The 17134-nt window shown below is 51.6% G+C and carries 18 protein-coding genes; 1 reads left to right on the plus strand and 17 read right to left on the minus strand.

Going from position 1 to position 17134, the window contains the following annotated elements; translation table 11 throughout:
- Positions 1-23: 23 nt before the first annotated feature.
- From hslU to mraZ, 15 genes are all read right to left on the minus strand, one after another.
- Entirely contained in the window at positions 24-1367 is a 1344-nt protein-coding gene (hslU, locus tag F459_RS0109430; RefSeq protein ID WP_020612486.1) for an ATP-dependent protease ATPase subunit HslU, read from the minus strand.
- Positions 1364-1915 (minus strand): ATP-dependent protease subunit HslV, encoded by a 552-nt coding sequence (gene hslV / locus F459_RS0109435; protein ID WP_020612487.1) that lies wholly within the window; start codon positions 1913-1915, stop codon positions 1364-1366. The genes hslU and hslV overlap by 4 nt, the downstream gene beginning before the upstream one ends.
- Positions 1912-2853, minus strand: coding sequence for a tyrosine-type recombinase/integrase (locus F459_RS0109440; protein ID WP_020612488.1), 942 nt, complete (start codon positions 2851-2853; stop codon positions 1912-1914). Before F459_RS0109440 ends, hslV begins: the two co-directional genes overlap by 4 nt.
- Positions 2846-3859, minus strand: a complete 1014-nt coding sequence (gene dprA / locus F459_RS0109445) for a DNA-processing protein DprA (RefSeq protein WP_020612489.1) — start codon at positions 3857-3859, stop codon at positions 2846-2848. The genes F459_RS0109440 and dprA overlap by 8 nt, the downstream gene beginning before the upstream one ends.
- Positions 3852-4574, minus strand: a complete 723-nt coding sequence (locus F459_RS0109450; protein WP_020612490.1) for a tetratricopeptide repeat protein — start codon at positions 4572-4574, stop codon at positions 3852-3854. The genes dprA and F459_RS0109450 overlap by 8 nt, the downstream gene beginning before the upstream one ends.
- Before the next feature lie 16 nt (positions 4575-4590).
- Complete coding sequence (locus F459_RS0109455) at positions 4591-5526, minus strand: site-specific tyrosine recombinase (RefSeq protein ID WP_020612491.1); 936 nt, start codon at positions 5524-5526, stop codon at positions 4591-4593.
- Between the two features lie 12 nt (positions 5527-5538).
- Positions 5539-6717, minus strand: coding sequence for a cell division protein FtsZ (gene ftsZ / locus F459_RS0109460; RefSeq protein WP_020612492.1), 1179 nt, complete (start codon positions 6715-6717; stop codon positions 5539-5541).
- Positions 6718-6811: 94 nt separating this feature from the next.
- Complete coding sequence (gene ftsA / locus F459_RS0109465) at positions 6812-8047, minus strand: cell division protein FtsA (RefSeq protein ID WP_020612493.1); 1236 nt, start codon at positions 8045-8047, stop codon at positions 6812-6814.
- A 1-nt stretch (position 8048) separates the two neighbouring features.
- Positions 8049-8867 (minus strand): cell division protein FtsQ/DivIB, encoded by an 819-nt coding sequence (locus F459_RS0109470; protein WP_020612494.1) that lies wholly within the window; start codon positions 8865-8867, stop codon positions 8049-8051.
- Positions 8864-10009 carry a putative lipid II flippase FtsW gene (gene ftsW / locus F459_RS0109475; RefSeq protein ID WP_020612495.1) on the minus strand — a complete coding sequence of 382 codons (1146 nt, stop codon included), beginning with the start codon at positions 10007-10009 and terminating at the stop codon, positions 8864-8866. Before ftsW ends, F459_RS0109470 begins: the two co-directional genes overlap by 4 nt.
- A gap of 9 nt (positions 10010-10018) precedes the next feature.
- Positions 10019-11098, minus strand: coding sequence for a phospho-N-acetylmuramoyl-pentapeptide-transferase (gene mraY / locus F459_RS0109480; RefSeq protein WP_020612496.1), 1080 nt, complete (start codon positions 11096-11098; stop codon positions 10019-10021).
- Positions 11091-12527 (minus strand): UDP-N-acetylmuramoyl-tripeptide--D-alanyl-D-alanine ligase, encoded by a 1437-nt coding sequence (locus tag F459_RS0109485; protein ID WP_020612497.1) that lies wholly within the window; start codon positions 12525-12527, stop codon positions 11091-11093. The genes mraY and F459_RS0109485 overlap by 8 nt, the downstream gene beginning before the upstream one ends.
- Positions 12520-12813: an FtsB/FtsL family cell division protein gene (locus tag F459_RS0109490; RefSeq protein WP_020612498.1), complete on the minus strand. Its 294-nt coding sequence runs from the start codon at positions 12811-12813 to the stop codon at positions 12520-12522. The genes F459_RS0109485 and F459_RS0109490 overlap by 8 nt, the downstream gene beginning before the upstream one ends.
- Entirely contained in the window at positions 12814-13761 is a 948-nt protein-coding gene (gene rsmH / locus F459_RS0109495) for a 16S rRNA (cytosine(1402)-N(4))-methyltransferase RsmH (RefSeq protein ID WP_020612499.1), read from the minus strand. It lies immediately after the preceding gene.
- A gap of 23 nt (positions 13762-13784) precedes the next feature.
- The gene (gene mraZ / locus F459_RS0109500) at positions 13785-14240 is read right to left on the minus strand and encodes a division/cell wall cluster transcriptional repressor MraZ (RefSeq protein ID WP_013254135.1); all 456 of its coding nucleotides are present in this window, start codon (positions 14238-14240) and stop codon (positions 13785-13787) included.
- A 183-nt stretch (positions 14241-14423) separates the two neighbouring features.
- On the opposite strand from mraZ, the gene F459_RS0109505 reads away from it, so the two are divergent.
- The gene (locus F459_RS0109505) at positions 14424-14672 is read left to right on the plus strand and encodes a hypothetical protein (protein WP_020612500.1); all 249 of its coding nucleotides are present in this window, start codon (positions 14424-14426) and stop codon (positions 14670-14672) included.
- A 9-nt stretch (positions 14673-14681) separates the two neighbouring features.
- Here the strand turns inward: F459_RS0109505 and F459_RS0109510 are convergent, their stop codons facing one another.
- Together F459_RS0109510 and F459_RS0109515 are read right to left on the minus strand one after the other, a co-directional pair.
- Positions 14682-16265: a glycoside hydrolase family 57 protein gene (locus F459_RS0109510; protein WP_020612501.1), complete on the minus strand. Its 1584-nt coding sequence runs from the start codon at positions 16263-16265 to the stop codon at positions 14682-14684.
- 18 nt (positions 16266-16283) lie between these two features.
- Positions 16284-17039: a DUF4912 domain-containing protein gene (locus F459_RS0109515; protein ID WP_020612502.1), complete on the minus strand. Its 756-nt coding sequence runs from the start codon at positions 17037-17039 to the stop codon at positions 16284-16286.
- Positions 17040-17134 lie beyond the last annotated feature (95 nt).

Below are 17134 nucleotides of genomic sequence, written 5' to 3' on the forward strand. Positions count from 1 at the left end.
TACCCATCCCACTTTACCATCTTCTACAGGATGTACCGTGCAAGATCCTGGTCCTGCACAATATCTCCGAGTTGACTCTCCACATACTCGGGGGTAATCGGTATCTTCTGCCCTTTAAGCTCGGGAGCGGTAAAGGAGATGTCCTCCAGCAACAGCTCCATAATGGTGTGGAGACGCCGTGCACCGATATTCTCGGTCCGTGCATTCACCTCAGCAGCAATCTCGCTCAGTTTTCTGATCGCGGGATCGGTAAACTCAATATCAACCCCTTCGGTTTTCAAGAGTTCGATATATTGCCGGGTCAGGGCATTTTCAGGCTCCGTCAGAATCCTAACGAAATCGTCGGCATCGAGGTCGTCGAGTTCCACACGCAGGGGGAAGCGCCCCTGAAGTTCGGGAATCAGATCACTCGGCTTACTGGTATGAAAGGCACCGGCAGCAATGAAGAGGATGTGACTGGTATCGATCATACCGTACTTGGTGTTGACGGTCGAACCTTCCACAATGGGAAGGATATCCCGCTGGACCCCTTCCCTGCTCACGTCGGCACCACCCTGGTCCGATTTCACGGCAACCTTGTCAATTTCATCGATAAAGATGATACCCATCTGCTCGCATCGCTCCCTGGCGATATCTCCGGCCCGTTCGGTATCGATCAATTTATCCATCTCTTCGTCGAGAAGGATCTTTTTCGCCTGTTCGACTCTCACCCGTTTGCGCTTCTTACCACCTCCGAAGATTGAACCGAGATTTCCGAAGTTAACATCCATTGCCTCGGGGCTCTGTCCGCTGAATACTTCTATGGTGGGAAATGAGCCGCCGCTGACCTGGACCTCCACAAGCTTGTCGTCCAGCTTTCCTTCTCGCAGCATGGTCCGGAATTTTTCCCGGGTAGCGCCCTGCCCGCCACCGACCTCGGGAACAGATGGATCTCCCCCAATACCCGGAAGCAAAAGGTCGAGAAGGGCCTCCTCCGCCCGGTTTTCGGCCTCCACCTTGACACCTTCGGACATCTCTGCCTTAACCATATTCAGAGAAACGGTCATGAGGTCTCTGACCATGGATTCGACATCCCGTCCCACATAGCCGACTTCCGTATATTTCGTCGCTTCAACCTTGATAAACGGCGCACCGCTAAGCCTCGAAAGTCTTCGGGCTATTTCGGTCTTTCCTACGCCGGTCGGCCCTATCATGATGATATTTTTCGGTGCGATTTCATCCCTGAGATTTTCGGCCAGCATACGACGCCTGACCCTGTTTCGCAGGGCAATTGCAACGGCCTTTTTCGCCTTTTCCTGACCGACAATATATTTATCCAGCTCGGTGACAATCTGGCGGGGAGTCATCGTGTCGAAATTCTGTTTCATAGTATCTCCTCCAGGATGAACTGATCGTTCGTATAGATACAAATACCCGAAGCGATCTTCATCGCACGGAGGGCAATTTCTTTCGGTGGAAGGTCGGAGGCGTCAAGATAGGCAAGGGCCGCGGCATAAGCAAAATTGCCACCGCTACCGATGGCAATGGCGTTGTTTTCCGGCTCTACGACATCGCCGGTCCCGCTGATAAGCAAGGTTTTGGTATGGTCGGCAACAAGCAGCATTGCCTCCAAACGGCGAAGGGCCCGGTCGGTCCTCCACAGCTTTGCAAGCTCCACCGCTGAACGGGTAATGTCCCCCCCGTGCTGCTTCAATTTCCCTTCAAAATGCTCAAACAAGGTAAAGGCATCTGCGGTTGCTCCTGCAAAGCCTGCAAGTACCTTTCCGTCATACATCCGGCGGACCTTTCGCGCGTTTCCCTTCATTACCGTTTGGCCCAATGTAACCTGTCCATCACCGGCCATCGCCACGTTTTCTTCACGTCTGACAGCGATGATTGTCGTCGCATGCATGGTGAGGCTCTTTTCTTCGCTCATGATTTCTGCTCCTTTTTCCCGACAGAACCTGTGGATCCATGGGGATGTGCATTTCGATAAACATCCTGAAGCCGCTTCAGGGAAACATGAGTATAGATCCCGGTGGTGGAGAGATCGGCATGTCCGAGCAACTCCTGAACCGTTCTGATATCCGCCCCCCTATCGAGGAGGTGGGTTGCAAAACTATGCCGAAAGAGATGGGGATGCAGCCGTTTTCCCGAAGCAAGTCGCTCTTGATGTTTTCTTAAGATAAAACCGGCACCTCGTCTGGTCAATCTTTCTCCATGCGCATTGAGAAAAAGTGCCTGAACAGCGTCTTTTTTGTCCGATGCGACCCGCGCTCTTCGGTAGGGAAGATAGGTGGCAAGTGCAGACATTGCCTGGGGACCCAGATAGGCAATCCTTTGGCGATCTCCCTTTCCCAAGAGTTTTACCGTCCTTTTTTTCGTATCGAGGTCAAGCATATCTATTCCAACAGCCTCGGAGACACGGGCCCCGGTACTGTACAAGAGTTCCATGAGCAATTTGTCCCGTACCCCTATGAATCCATTTCCCGAAAAGGACAGGAGTTCAGAGGCTTCCACCTCGCTCAGAACCTCGGGAAGATGTCGTTCCCGCCCTTTACCCCTTACCGAAGCAAAGGGATTCGATACAACATCTCCCTGCTTTACCGCATAACGGTAGAAGCCCCTGATCGAAGAGAGGGCCCGTGCGGAGGAGGCGGGGCTCAAAGTATCTTTGAGTTCGGCAACGAAACGTCTCACCAGGGAGGGGGAGAGTTCGAGCCCGCAGCCTTCATCCTCAACGAAGCGACAGAATCGGTCCAGATCGACACCGTAGGCATCGACCGTACGGGGAGAAAGGGTCCTAACCGCAACAAGATAGCGAAGATACGTGTCTACCAACGATCGAATTTCGCTTTTTTCGGCTTCAGGCATTCTTTCGGTCCCCCTGAAAGGCGGAAAACCATGTTCCGCTGTAGAAAAAGAGGTCACCCTCTATTTCCTGTCTCACCAACCGGGCAAAGGAAGAAGGTTCTCGTGCTTCCTCGCCTCCGACAATAGTCCGGCAGCCATCGCTGCCCCAATGACGAAGCAGATCACTTCCGTGCTCAAGCACAGCGGCCCCGTCTCGTTCGAGATGCAGGGTCCCACGAAAGGCCTCACGTTCAACCCCGCAGCGATGGACAAAGAGGTCGCGCCCCTGTTCCAAGGCATAGTCCGCTGTAATGAGGGCACCGGACTTTGTCGGGGCGGCTATCACCACGGTGGAGCGGCAGATACCGGAAATGATTCTATTCCTTGCGGGAAAGTGGAAACGCAGGGGCGCCGTTCCCGGAGGATACTCACTGACAAGCCCCCCGCCCTCGGCGAGAATGCGCTTTGCAAGCCGATGATGGGCCTCAGGATAGATGCGATCGACACCTGAACCGAGAACCGCAAGGGTGTATCCCCCGCCACTGAGGGCCCCTTCATGGGCGGCCCTGTCGATTCCTCTGGCAAGCCCCGAAACAACGGGAACGGAAGAAAGCGCCAGTTCTGCGGAAAAAGAGAAGGCAGCGGCTATCGAAGCGGGATCACCTTTCCGGGTACCGACCACGGCAACGGCAGGATCGGCAGGAGCGGGTAATGATCCACGGAGATATAAGAGATAAGGCGGATCATAAATCTCCCGCAGCAGAACCGGATAGCGAGAATCCCAGTAGGAAATAATGGATGCACCTATGGCATTTACACCCTGGACCACCCCTTCGATGTCTTTCTCGATATTCAACAACTGTTCGTTCTCGAAATGAAGGCGTCTGCCGGTCAAAGCCTGGAGATCGAATCGGCCCAGACGCAAAAGCTCCCGCAGGTCGGGAATAATGTCGGAAAGCATAAGACGCTCGGCACTACGAAGGCCGGGAAGAAGCGATATACCAATGTCAAACCGGATATCATTCATAACTTCCCTCCAAGAGTGCCGAACGGTTTTCCGTGGCCTTTGCCTTCTGTTCCTCGCTCGCCTGTTTGCTCTCGCTGATCTCCTTATAGAGCTGGGCCGCTTCCTGTGGAAAGCCCTCAAGAATTCGGATACGGGCAAGCAAAAACTTTCCTCCGACATGGTTCGGATAGACCTTCAAAAGCCGCAGGGTTCGACGTTCACCCTCGACTACATCATCCATATCATAGAGGGCAAGAACGGCAGAGGCGTACAAAGCGCTTTCATATCTACCATCAAGCTCCACCGCTCGTTCGAGATAAAAGGAAGCCTCCTCGATCCCCTTCTCTCGCAGGGCCTTATCACCTTCGGCCTTTGCAACATAGCCTCGGCACAGCCCTGCATAATAGAACAGGACAGGATTTGCAGGGTAGATATCGAGGGCCCTTGTAAATTGTTCGAGAGCCGGACCGTACATCTTCTTTTCCATCAAATCCAGTGCAAGGATTCGATAATAGAGTCCGAGCTGACCGGTATCCTGTACACGCTTTTCAATATCGCTATCGTAGCGGCGGATAGCCTTTTCCAATTCATCAATCTTCTTTGCATCAACACTCTCATCCCGATACCCTTCCCGTTCGGTAGAGCTAAGCAGCTGAAGCATCCGATCTCCTCCCCGGGAACAGGAAGCAAATAGGAGCGGAAGAAGGAGCAGAAGAAAACAGCGTTTTTTATTCATAGAGACCTCCTTCTTTCTATACATCGGGATAGCCCTCCGACGATTCATCATGGGAGGCAGCACAAGAGCCCCGGGGATGAAACTGTTCGTGGGTACTACGAAGGGTCGGATCATCGATATGGGTGTAGATCTGGGTGGTCGAAATATCGGAATGGCCAAGCAGTTCTTGAACGGAACGAAGATCGGCTCCACCGGCAAGCAAATGCGTGGCGAAGCTGTGACGCAGGGTGTGTACCTTCCCATCGACCCCGGCAAGAAGCGAGAACTGTTTGAAACGCTTCCATACGTTTTTACGGGAGAGGGGCGTTCCCCTTCTGCTGAGGAATAAAGCATCTGTGGGATGAAAACTCTTTGCCAAAAGGGGCCGGGCATCGGTAAGATAGCGTCCGATCCATTTTCTGGCCTCATCCCCTAAGGGGACAACACGTTGTTTCGACCCCTTTCCTGTAACCCTGATAATCCCATCCCGAAGGTAAAGCGATCCAGCTGAGAGGCCTACAGCCTCGGAAACCCGCAAACCAGCCGAATAGATGAGCTCAAAAAGGGCCCGATCCCGCAGCCCCTCAGGAGTTTCCAGAGGGATGGCGTTCAGAAAGGCTTCAACCTCTTCTATGCTCAATACCGAGGGGAGGCTACGTCCAAGCTTGGGAGCGTCTACCATCCGTGCAGGATTATCCTGCCGATACTCCTCCGAAACAAGAAAATCAAAAAAACTTCGCATGATCGACACCAATTTGGCAATGGTGTGTTTATCGCTTCCCTCCTCGAAACGGAGGGTGAGATAGTCGACCAAATCGGCATCACCGGCCGAGAAAGGGGTCTTCCCTTCTTCCTCAAGCCAGCCGAGAAGACGTGAGATAGCGGACACATAGCTCTCCCGGCTTAGGGGTGCCAGGGAAAGAACGGCACCGAGATGAGCATCATAATCCCGCAAAAGCGTCTTACCGGTCATACCCTTTGCCTGCTACTTTTCGCCCTGCTGTCCGGCGGCCTTGCGGTCCCGCAATACCGTGGGAATCCCCAAATCTCCATCCTCCGAATTTCGCCCGAGAAGATAACTCGGACTGACTCCCTGACTCATACCCCGCTGGAGCTTGATCCAATCTTCGTACTGAATCACCTCTTCATTCTGCTCTTCGGGAACTTCGGGCATGATCTTCTCACTTGCGGCGTCGAATCCGGTGGCGACAACCGTAACGGTGATGGTATCTTCCAAGGCTTCGTCAACAGACTGGCCGGGGATGATGAGAGCATCATCGTCCGCGTTGGCGGTGATGATCTTGATAACCTCTTCATACTCGGTCAGGGAAAGATCGAGCCCTCCGGTCACATTTACGAGGATACCCTTGGCCCCTTCGATGCGCGCATCCTCAAGCAGAGGATTGTTGATGGCGTTGGTCGCCGCATCAACGGCACGATTATCCCCGCTACCGACACCGATCCCCATGAGGGCATCGCCCCTTCCCTTCATGATGGTCCTGACATCGGCAAAATCGATATTAATCTCACCAGGCTCGGTGATAAGTTCACTGATTCCCTGAACTCCCTGACGGAGCACATCGTCGGCAAGCATGAAGGCTTCGCGAATGGTGGTATTTCTTTCCACTATTTTCAATAGATACTGGTTCGGAATGGTTATGAGGGTATCTACCTGTTCCCGCAGTCGCGCGATCCCCTCTTCGGCAAGCATCATCTTCCGCTTGCGCTCAAAATCAAAGGGCTTCGTTACCACGGCAACGGTAAGAGCATCGAGTTCCCTGGCGATCTGCGCAACAACGGGAGCGGCTCCTGTTCCCGTACCACCGCCCATACCGGCGGTGATGAAGACCATATCGGCCCCGCGAAGGATCTTGGCGATCTCCTCTTTCGACTCCTCGGCAGCCTCCCGCCCCTTATCGGGAACGCCTCCGGCACCGAGCCCGCCAGTTGCCTTTTCGCCAATCGGCAACTTTATCTTTGCCTTCGAACGGCTGAGGGCCTGAAGATCGGTGTTTATCGCAATAAACTCCACCTTTTTCAGGCCGCTTTCGATCATGCGGTTGACGGCATTACTTCCGCCTCCGCCCACCCCGACCACCTTGATGACCGTAGGTTCGCTCTGATCCATCTCAAAGGATCCCTGTTCAACAACTTCAATCTGCATAGCCCCCTCCCAGAAGCATCTAAAGTGCCTTTTACCGAAGAGCAAACACACCACATATCCCCTCTTCGGCCGTTAGCTATTTTCAATCTCTATGTTAGAAAAACTCCTTCATCCAGTTTTTCAATTTCGCCATCATACCGCTTCCGCTTCTTCTCGGGGAGACGGAAGCTCCTCCCTCACTCTGTATCTGGGCGGCCTCATAAAGGACAAGGCCCACCGCAGTAGAGTAGATCGGCGTCTGATAAACATCGGAAAGCCCGCCCAATTTCGTCGGAACGCCAACCCTTGCGCGTCTTCCGAATATCTCCTGAGCAAGCTCCGCCGCACCGGGGATCATTGCCCCGCCGCCGGTGAGGACCACCCCGCCGCCGAGATGACGCAGGTAATCCTTTTTCACCAACTGCTCTTTAACAAGGTTATAGATCTCAGCCATTCTCGGCTGGATGATCTTACACACCTCACGGCGCTGAACCGTTACCGACGGCCAGCCGCCGATACCGCGAATCACCACATCCTCATCCTTGTCGACAAGGGGCAAATAACAGACCCCGGATTCCCGTTTAATACGTTCGGCTGCCTCGTTGGGAATTTTCAGCATAAAGGAGAGATCGCTGGTAACCTGCCCGCCCCCAAGAGCAAGTACGTTGGTGTGGTAGGGAGCACCATCGATGTACACAAGGATATCGGTAGTCCCCCCCCCAAGATCGATCAGCAGAACCCCCATCTCTTTTTCTTCTTCGGTAAGGACCGCTCCCGCCGCAGCCAGAGGCTGGAGAACAATATCCTTCACCCGAAAACCGGCACGGTTCACACATTTAAGCAAATTCTGGGCGCTGGTCACCGAACCGGTAACAATATGGACCTCCGCCTCCAGTCGAATGCCAATCATGTCCAGAGGATCCTTGATCCCCCCCTGGTCATCTACGACAAACTCCTGCGGGATAACATGAATCACCTCACGATCCATGGGGATGACGATCGCCTTGGCCGCATCGATAACGCGCCCAATATCCTCACGGTTGATCTCCCGTCCCTTACCGGTGACCGCAACAACGCCCCGTGAGTTGATGCCCTCGATGTGCGCACCGGCAATGCCGGTAACCAAATGCAGCACCTCGCGACCGCTCATCATCTCGGCGGCTTCAATCGCGGAGGTCACCGACCGCATTGTCGATTCGATATTGATAACGACTCCCCGGCGCAGTCCCTCCGAAGGACTTGTTCCAACTCCGGTGATCTGGAGCCGGTTATTTTCATCGAATTCGCCGATAACGGCACACACTTTGGTCGTCCCGATATCAAGCCCAACGATCATATCATCAACCGGCAAGTCACTCCTCCCTAATCTTGTAGACCACTTCCCCCGTCCGGAAATCGATCTCATCAAGTTTATCAACCATGTTCTGTTGCGACACCACGTCGAGAACCATCATTATATAGGTCAGCAGCTGCTCATCGATGGAAGTCCCAATTCGAACCCTAACTTTCCTGTGTGCGGGAAAGAGCAGCACTTCGTAATCATCACCGTTCTTTTTAATGAATTTTAGCTCAGATATCAACCGGTAGAGCTCAGGAGAAGTATTTCTTACCTTTTCCAGATCCGAAAGAAAAGAGACAAGTGCGGAAGGAACGAACATTCGCCCCGATAACTTCGGAATCTCAATACCGGAGAGCACCGGCATCCCCGAACTCTCCTTACCAGGATAAGGAAACAAGACTCCGTCTGCAGATACAAACAGTGGAACACTCCGTCCGTCAAGCTCGGCAATGGTGGAGGCGACGGGAACACGCTCGGTGATGGAAATCGAAAGGGAACCGGGAAACTTTTTCTCCACAGCCGCCTTAGCAATAAAGGGCACGGATTCAAGTTTTCGCGCCACAATTTGCGGATCGATGGCAAGATAAGAGCCTCCGGAATCGATACCGGCTATCGAAAGTATCTCGGAATCGGAAAGAGGAAAGGAACGTCCGACATGGATAGTGATATCATTCACCACCAGGCGGGGAGAAATGACAAAGTGAAAACACAACTCCCCGAATAGAACCAAAAACAGAAAGAGGATAACGACAAAGAAGATCTTTTCAAGTCCGTTGGCGGATTCGCTGTTTTTTCTTCTAACCGAATCCTGCCAATAGGCAATGCTGCTCATGAACGTAAGCTCCTATCCAATTCAGCTTCCCTGGAGACACCAAGGATGATACCACACATCATCATGGTCACAAGCACCGAAGACCCCCCGTTCGAAAAGAGGGGAAGCGGAAGCCCCGTCGCGGGAACTAATCCGCACACCACCGCCATGTTCAGCAGTGCCTGATAAAAAATAACGGATGTAAGGCCGAACACAAGGTAAAAACCGAAACCGCTTTTATCCCGTATTTTGAAAGCGGTCATATAGCCGCGAACCGCAAAGGCGGTAAAAAGTGCTATAACGAAAAGAACGCCGAGAAACCCCGTCTCTTCTCCAAACACGGCAAAAACAAAATCAGAATGAGCCTCGGGAAGCCCACCAAGCTTTTTTGTTCCCATACCGAGCCCGCTTCCCCACAAGTGTCCACGGCTGAGGGCCGTTTGAGAGGCAAGGACCTGGTATCCCGTTCCCACAGGGTCGCCGTAGGGATCAAGGAAGGCAAGAAGTCTTCGCACCCGATGTTCCTTGGTAAACAAAAGCATGGCAAGAATCGGAAAAATCGTGATAAAGAGGAAGAAAAAGTGAATCAGCCTGACTCCTGCAACAAAAAACATGATGAGGGCGACCAGAAGGACAAAGGCCGCTGTGGAAAAATCGTTCTGTAAATAGATCAGTGCGGTAAAGCCTCCAACCAAAAGGAGAGGAGGCAGGACTGCATTGCCGAAATCGTCGAGACGGTGTTCCTTTTTACTCATGATTCGTGCCACATAGAGCACTACGGCAAGCTTGACAAGCTCCGAAGGTTGAAAAGAATTGCCGCCGAGAAGAATCCAGCGTCGGGCCCCCATGATTTCCCTGCCGATGCCGGGAATGAAGGTAAGCACCATGAGAAAAAGTGTTCCGACAAGAATAAGGGGGACACTTTTCTCCCAGAAATCAAGAGAAAGCCGGGAAGAAACTACGGCAAGGACCAAGCCTATAACGAGGAACACAAGATGGCGGTCCAAAAAATGTCGAGGATTGCCGAAGGCTCGTTCCGCATAGAAATAGGAAGCCGAATAAAGCGCCGCGATTCCAATGCCGGCAAGCAGCAGCATGAGCACGAGGAGGATAAAGTCACTGTTTTTTCGTTCGATCTTTTCCGCTGCAAAGAGCCCGTTCATGCTTCTCCTCTACTGAATCTTCAAGGTCGAGAGGCTGAGAATGGTAAACAGCCCTCCGAGGATCCAGAACCTGACGACGACCTTTGTTTCGTCCCAGCCCTTCTTTTCAAAATGGTGATGAAGTGGGGCCATGCGAAACACCCGCTTCCCTCGAAGCTTGAAAAAAACCACCTGAATAATGACCGAAAGCGCTTCAAGGACAAAGACACCTCCGATGATCACCAGTAAAATCTCTTTTTTTGTCATAAGCGCAATGACACCGATGACCCCTCCTAATGAGAGGCTGCCGGTATCACCCATAAAAATCTCGGCAGGGTGTGCGTTATACCAGAGGAAACCGATGCTTGCACCCGCAAGGGCAAAGCAGAGTACCGTAAGTTCCGCACTCTCCGGCAAATAGGGAATCTGAAGGTAGGCGGCAAAATCGGCCCGCCCCGAGATATAGCTGATGGCGGCAAAGGAAAGCCCTACCAGAAGGATCAGTCCGGAAGCAAGGCCGTCGAGCCCATCGGTAAGATTGACCGCATTGCTGGTCCCCACCAAAATCAACATCCCAAAGGGAATATAAAAGAGTCCCATATCCAAAACAGGATTCTTTAAAAAGGGTAAATACAAAAGTGTGGTATGCGCATTACCGTTCAGGTAGAGCACCACCATAATAAGTAAAGAAAGAAGCACTTGAGCGGAAAATTTAAAACGCGCCTGCAGACCTTCGGAACTTTTGCGAAAGATTTTCAGATAATCGTCAACGAATCCGATAAGCCCAAATCCGAGAAGCGATATTAAAGCAATCCAGGTGAAACTATTGCTGATATCCTGCCAGAGAAGTACTGAAACAGAGAGAGAAAGAAGAATCATCAAACCGCCCATGGTCGGCGTACCGCTCTTCGAAAGATGGGTAGCAGGGCCATCTTCTCTGATCACCTGCTCCGCCCTGCGTTTTTTCAATTTTCTGATAAGCCAGGGACCGAAAAGAAAAGAGATAAAAAGGGCGGTTACCGCTGCATAGGCACTTCTAAAGGTGATGTACTGAAATACATTAAAGGCGGAAAAGCGGGAAACCAAAGGTAGTAACAATTCTTTAAGCATGGAGAGACTCCTTTTCCTCGTGCTGCAAAAGGGGTATCAATCGTTCAAGTCCCATTGTTCTGCTTCCCTTAAGCAGGACAAGGTCGCCCTCCCTTACAAAAGCAAGAAGCTTTTCGGAAAGTTCATCAAATTGATTTTCGGAAAAATGAAGGATTTGCGACATGCTTCCCTGTTCTGAGATTTCCCGAAAGCTCTCCGACGTTTCCTCTCCGTACAGGAAAACAGCATCGACACCGGAAGCGGCAATGGCTTGCCCCGCTGCCCGATGAGCGTCAAGGCTTGAGGGACCAAGCTCTTTCATTGAGCCGAAGACAATAATCTTGCGTCCGTCCCACGGTAGTGATGCGATATATTCAAAAACCCGTTCGGAGGAATCGAGATTTGCGTTATAACAATCATCAAGAACGGAAATTGGCCCACGAAGCAGGCGGCATCTTCCGGTAACGGGAACAGCAGCCGATAAGGCAGCGCCTATAAGCTCGGGAGATACCCCAAGTTCGAAAGCAAGGGCGATAACGCCACAGCCATTTCGCAGGTTGTGCTGCCCAAGGAGGGGATAGTGAATCGAGACCCCACGGTACCGAAGGAGCCATCCTTCCGTCCCAAGATCTTCAACAGTCTCGAGTCCGGTAAGGGTGGCAGGGCCATACGGGCGAAAGGTAAGAGAGGGGTACCGATTTTTCAGCGCATCGATACGGTCATCATCTTCGGGATAAAAGACAAAGCCCTCTCCCTGCATGTGCGCAAAAACCTTTGTCTTTTCCCGAAAGACACCCTCCTTACCGCCGAGAGGACCGCTATGTGCGGTACCGATATTGGTAATAAGAAGATGCTGAGGATGGTAGAGCGAGGAAAGCAGCTCCATCTCACCGATTCGATTGATACCAAGCTCAAAAACACCAAAATAATCGGCAGGGCCAACTCCGAAGAGTGCCAATGGTAACCCAATCTCCGAGTTGAGGTTCCCCGGATTTACCACAGTGGGAGCCTTCATCGACAAAACCGAACCAAGAAGCTCCTTTGTCGTGGTTTTACCGCTGCTTCCGGTCACTGCTATCCGAACAAGGCTATCGAAGCGGTCGATCCACCAGCGGGAAAGCCGTTGTAGAGCAACAAGAGGATCTTCGACTGCCATAACGACAAGTCCGGAGTGCGTTGCAAAGGTCGCCCACCCCCCTTCGACACAAGCACTTTTTTTGTGATCAACCAATACGGCGGGAGCACCAGCCCGAACAGCTTCGGAAAGATAATGGTGACCATCCGCACGTTCCCCCTCCAGAGCGACAAAAAGATTCCCGGGTTTCACATTCCGGGAATCGATGGCGATACCGTCGATCGTAACAGTTTTTTTCTCGGAGGGGGAAAAGACTACAGCACCGATAACGGCGGCAGCCTCCCGGGCTGAAAAGCCTTCCGTTTTTTTATCCATCTGAAGCCCTCCGTATGGAAGGCAATTTTATTTCCAAAAGCGATCGACCGCTTCCTTTTTTCAGGCCCAGTTCCCGGGCAATACGATCGATTCGTTCCGGGGCCCGTAGAATGGCAATATTGACAACGGTTCTTTTATTCTCTTCAAACAGCTCGGTCTGGCGTGCATGGAGCATTTCGACCTGTCCCATCAGATGGTCGTAGCGATAGACCTGATCCACCAGCAAAAATGCAGACACGGGCAACGCAGCCGCAATCAATAAAATAAATACCCGTTTGTTGTTCATCTATCTATCCTCATCGATCAACTTCCGGACAACACGAAATTTGGCACTTCTCGACGGTGCATTGCCCCTCACTTCCTCTTCCGTCGGGCGTAACGGCTTCTTTGTCAGAATTTCAGCCGCAGTTACTCCCCTATCACTATCTATCGGCGCGCCTGAAGAGGATATGCACCCTTTCTTTTTATCCAAAAAGAAGTGCTTCACAATCCGGTCTTCCAGGGAATGAAAGCTTATCACACCCATCATGCCGCCGGGTCGCAATCTGGCAAAAGCATCGCCCAAGGCCGATTCCAGCCTGGCAAGCTCACCATTAACCGCAATACGAAGGGCCTGAAATGTTCTGGTTGCGGGATGAATCCGGCCATGCCGGTACGACTGGGGTGATGCCGTCCAAATAACCTCTTCGAGTTCTTTGGTTGTGGCAAAGGGTTTACTTTGTCGTCGGGCCACAATAGCGGAAGCAAAACGTCGCGACAAACGCTCTTCCCCAAAACGGAATATAAGATCGGCCAGCTCGTTCTCCGGATATGTGTTGATAATATCCGCAGCCGACTGCTCAAGGTGTGCTTCAAGCCGCATATCAAGAGGCTCATCCTCTCGGAAGGAAAACCCCCTGCCCGATCTCTCATAATGAAAAACAGAAATACCAAGATCGAACAAAACGGCGTCGGGACGTTCATCTCCCAGTGGATAATCCCGGAAGAAAACATTAAACCAGGTGTTGAACAAACGCACCCTTTCCCCAAAGGGCGCAAGCCGCTGTCTGGCAACTTCCAGAATCTTCTCATCGGCATCCAGTCCGACAATCCGGCAACCCGGAAGCCGGGAAAGAAACAGCTCGCTATGCCCCCCCTCCCCGAGGGTGCAATCAACAAGCAATCCCTTGTCAAGGGTCGGAGAGAGATAATGAAAGGCCTCCTCCGACATTACCGACCGATGAACAATATCCATGAACGTCCCTGTCATACCTGAAATCACTCCGAGGGCGTTGCGAGTACATCGCCAAGCTCTTCAGCTGCAGCGAGGAATTCGCTTTCGCTTTCATCGAGGTAGGAACGATAGGCATCGGTATCCCATACCTCAAGATAAGAATCGATTCCCAGTATGACCGCCTCCTTCTTCAATTCTATTCCGGCAGAATCCCGCAAGGTGGGCGGAATGGTGATTCTTCCGGAACGGTCTATCTCGCACTCCTGAGCGGGAGCGATGATGCGCCGCTGCAGCAATCGCGTCTTGGATTTAAACAGCGACGACGAGCCCATGATCGAATGGGCAATCTTTTTCCACTGCTCCGGGGGAAAGAGCCAAAGGCAGGTGTCGACACCGCGGGTTACAACGACCACATTGCCGGTCACCTCTGACCGAAGACGCGAGGGAATCATGAGTCGTCCCTTCTCGTCTATGGAGTTTCGATATTCCCCCATGAACATCTTACTGCCACTTTCTCCTATTTTTTCCCACTTCTCCCCACCTTTTCCCCTTTTATACTATCCCAACGGGCCGAAAAGTCAACCAAAGCCCCCAATTTGCAAGAGTGCAAAGAAAAAAAGAGAGAGATCACTGCTCAACAGAAGTTTAGTAGAGAGATTCGTTTACCCATGTCACTATGTTATATGTTTATTGAAAGCCACTATCTCGTTTATCCCGATGGAGATACTCAAGAAATTAACGGTTCTGTAGCTTTTAATGCTTTGGTGGATATGAATGGAGGCGCGGTTCGGCTCCCTTTAGCAAGCCATCGAATGATTGTCTACAGGGTATTCAAAATCACCAGAAAAGAGACAAAAGGAGAACGCTCATCCTTCTACCACTTGGAGCTGGTAAGAGGCGAAGAGCTGTTCTCCCTTGCCGGGGGACACTAAAAGGGACGATTAACGCTTGCGAAAAAGGCGATAATCGACATCGGGGAAAATGTTGTTCTTCTTTTCAATCCTCGTCAGCCACTCGGTATTCACCGTGTTGCGGCAAAGATTTTCATAGATGAAGTTGAAGTTATGAAGATGTTCGCGTATTCGCTTTTCGGCATAGGGAACGGTCGTTCCGGTCTTCATGATGAAGGGCCAGTCCGAAGCCATGCTCAGCAGAACCTCGCGGGATGCCTGATTGAGCACGCGCTCCTTCAGACCACTTTCATCGGGGTAGCGGTCAACGAGTTCGATCATACGCTCTATCGCCTTATGAACGTGCCGATAGATCCAGTCGTTTTTGCCGTCGAGCCAAACCTCGGCATAGCCTTTGTTCCCCCAACTGGAAAAACTGGGCGTGCCCTCCTGATGGTCTGCGTGGCGCTTCAAATAATCAGAAGGGGTGATCATTTCAAGCCCGTCCCCGGACTCCGCAATCTTGCGGAAGAGATTTTCCAGCCAATCGATCCCTTCAAACCACCAGTGGCCGAAGAGTTCGGCATCATACGGACAGATAATAAAGGGAGGCTTATCCATCAGCGCCTCCAGTTTACGAACCTGATTCTGACGCTGATAAAGAAAATTCTCTGCATGCTCTTGGGTCTTTCGTAAAGCGACCTCGTGACGATAGGGACGTTTATCATCACCGGCACTGGTGATCGCATAGTATTTATAGCCCGTATACACCCGTACCTCAGGCTCGTGAATATAGGGACGGATATACTCCATCGGAAGATCATAGCCGATATCGCGATAAAACTCCCGATAGACGTAATCACCGGGATATCCGTCGCTGTTGCTCCAGACGGCTTCGGAGGAAGGATAATCCCGTCCAAAGGCCGTTAAACCATTCGGAAGCTGCATAGGTGCATAAACCCCGTAGCGGGGCTTTTTATCGGCAAGAAGGATACCGTGAGCCGCAGTAAAGAAGTAGGAAATATCGGAACTTTTCAGTAGTTTTTCCAAATCCGGATAATAGCCGCATTCCGGTAACCAAAATCCCTTGGGATGGGCTCCGAAATTACGCCCATGACTGATGATAGCACTTTTGATTTGGGCATCCACGGCCTCGGGATACTGCTGAAAAAGCGGCAGGAAGGCATGGGTTCCCGCCGTGGTGATGATTTCGATATACCCCTCTTTCTCAAAAGCACGGAACGCGGAGAGGATATTCCGTCTGTAGAGGTTCTCAAAGTCGGCAAGGTTTTGACGGTAAAACCCCAGATACATGGACGCCAGGGGAGCGAAGTCCCCATTGGAAGCCGTGCGCTCCACCTCTTTTTCGCCAAGCTCGATAAGCCTGTTCACATGATCTACATAGCGCTGCTGAAGAAGATCGTCTGCAAGCATATCCGACAGTGTAGGACTGATAGACATGGTCAGGCGAAAGGGAACCTTATCTGCTTTAAGCCTGCCGAACATTCGGAGAAGCGGCAGGTAGGTTTCAGAAATCGCCTCGTACAACCAGTCTTCTTCCAGAAACCGGGGATACTCAGGATGCCGAACAAAGGGAAGATGGGCATGTAGAATAATTCCGAGATAGCCTTTCATGAAGCCTCCATTTCTCCATTAGTTACCAATCGACAAATCCTGATAATCGAGAATCTGCAGGACCCGCTGAGGAATCCGCTCATGCTCATCCTCACGCCCTTCAAAATCCCACAAACCGGAAAGGAGAACCTTCATCTGGTCGGGATGGGAAAAGAAATCTTCCTGATTCTCGGCGATATAGCCGAGAGGACTTTTGATCATATTCGAACGACACAGTAATGTTTCACCATGTAGTGACTTTCCACGGAGATCGACACAAAAGAAACCGCCGGGTTTGGGAAGACTTATATACCAGTTGTCATCCTCTTCCTTGACGGGAATATCGAAATAATCTATGACATGGTCTTTGCTTGGTATTGCGGAAGAAAATTCATAGACCCGCAGGAAAAGCCCCTCATAATAGGGTTCGTCACAAAGACTTTTCAAACGTACGTCCTGAATATCCCAATAGGCATAGGCCCAAAGAGGATCACGAAGGAGCAAAACGATTCTGGTCTCGTTATAGTGGTCGGGAAGCAGATATTCCTCGGTCTCCTGAGAGACGATTTCTTCATCAAGAAGAATATCGTATTTTCGCCCCTTTGCCTGCATTGCCGAATTATTTCCGGCTATACGCTCGGAGCGATCTTCTTCCAGGGCATCCATGATCTGATCGATTATCTCTTCCCGATCATCTCCGTCAAAATCAAGATCCTCTTCCACATAAAGCCCTTCCCGACGAGCAAGGGCGACCAAGGTCTCTTTGGAAAGGGTAAGCAACCGTTCCCTTGTCATACCACCTCCCGGTAACAGTAAAGAGTATCCTAGGAAAATAAGTGAAACCTGTCAACCCGTAGAAAAGAGACGCTTTACAAAGACTTAACAGTTGC

This window comes from Sediminispirochaeta bajacaliforniensis DSM 16054 (assembly GCF_000378205.1).
Taxonomy (GTDB): Bacteria; Spirochaetota; Spirochaetia; order DSM-16054; family Sediminispirochaetaceae; genus Sediminispirochaeta; species Sediminispirochaeta bajacaliforniensis.

What these genes read in the sequence shown, in the direction of transcription:
- hslU (WP_020612486.1), bottom strand. Translation starts at nt 1,367, where the DNA reads ATGAAACAGAATTTCGACACGATGACTCCCCGCCAGATTGTCACCGAG.
- hslV (WP_020612487.1), bottom strand. Translation starts at nt 1,915, where the DNA reads ATGAGCGAAGAAAAGAGCCTCACCATGCATGCGACGACAATCATCGCT.
- F459_RS0109440 (WP_020612488.1), bottom strand. Translation starts at nt 2,853, where the DNA reads ATGCCTGAAGCCGAAAAAAGCGAAATTCGATCGTTGGTAGACACGTAT.
- dprA (WP_020612489.1), bottom strand. Translation starts at nt 3,859, where the DNA reads ATGAATGATATCCGGTTTGACATTGGTATATCGCTTCTTCCCGGCCTT.
- F459_RS0109450 (WP_020612490.1), bottom strand. Translation starts at nt 4,574, where the DNA reads ATGAATAAAAAACGCTGTTTTCTTCTGCTCCTTCTTCCGCTCCTATTT.
- F459_RS0109455 (WP_020612491.1), bottom strand. Translation starts at nt 5,526, where the DNA reads ATGACCGGTAAGACGCTTTTGCGGGATTATGATGCTCATCTCGGTGCC.
- ftsZ (WP_020612492.1), bottom strand. Translation starts at nt 6,717, where the DNA reads ATGCAGATTGAAGTTGTTGAACAGGGATCCTTTGAGATGGATCAGAGC.
- F459_RS0109470 (WP_020612494.1), bottom strand. Translation starts at nt 8,867, where the DNA reads ATGAGCAGCATTGCCTATTGGCAGGATTCGGTTAGAAGAAAAAACAGC.
- ftsW (WP_020612495.1), bottom strand. Translation starts at nt 10,009, where the DNA reads ATGAACGGGCTCTTTGCAGCGGAAAAGATCGAACGAAAAAACAGTGAC.
- mraY (WP_020612496.1), bottom strand. Translation starts at nt 11,098, where the DNA reads ATGCTTAAAGAATTGTTACTACCTTTGGTTTCCCGCTTTTCCGCCTTT.
- F459_RS0109485 (WP_020612497.1), bottom strand. Translation starts at nt 12,527, where the DNA reads ATGGATAAAAAAACGGAAGGCTTTTCAGCCCGGGAGGCTGCCGCCGTT.
- F459_RS0109490 (WP_020612498.1), bottom strand. Translation starts at nt 12,813, where the DNA reads ATGAACAACAAACGGGTATTTATTTTATTGATTGCGGCTGCGTTGCCC.
- rsmH (WP_020612499.1), bottom strand. Translation starts at nt 13,761, where the DNA reads ATGGATATTGTTCATCGGTCGGTAATGTCGGAGGAGGCCTTTCATTAT.
- mraZ (WP_013254135.1), bottom strand. Translation starts at nt 14,240, where the DNA reads ATGTTCATGGGGGAATATCGAAACTCCATAGACGAGAAGGGACGACTC.
- F459_RS0109505 (WP_020612500.1), top strand. Translation starts at nt 14,424, where the DNA reads ATGTTTATTGAAAGCCACTATCTCGTTTATCCCGATGGAGATACTCAA.
- F459_RS0109510 (WP_020612501.1), bottom strand. Translation starts at nt 16,265, where the DNA reads ATGAAAGGCTATCTCGGAATTATTCTACATGCCCATCTTCCCTTTGTT.
- F459_RS0109515 (WP_020612502.1), bottom strand. Translation starts at nt 17,039, where the DNA reads ATGACAAGGGAACGGTTGCTTACCCTTTCCAAAGAGACCTTGGTCGCC.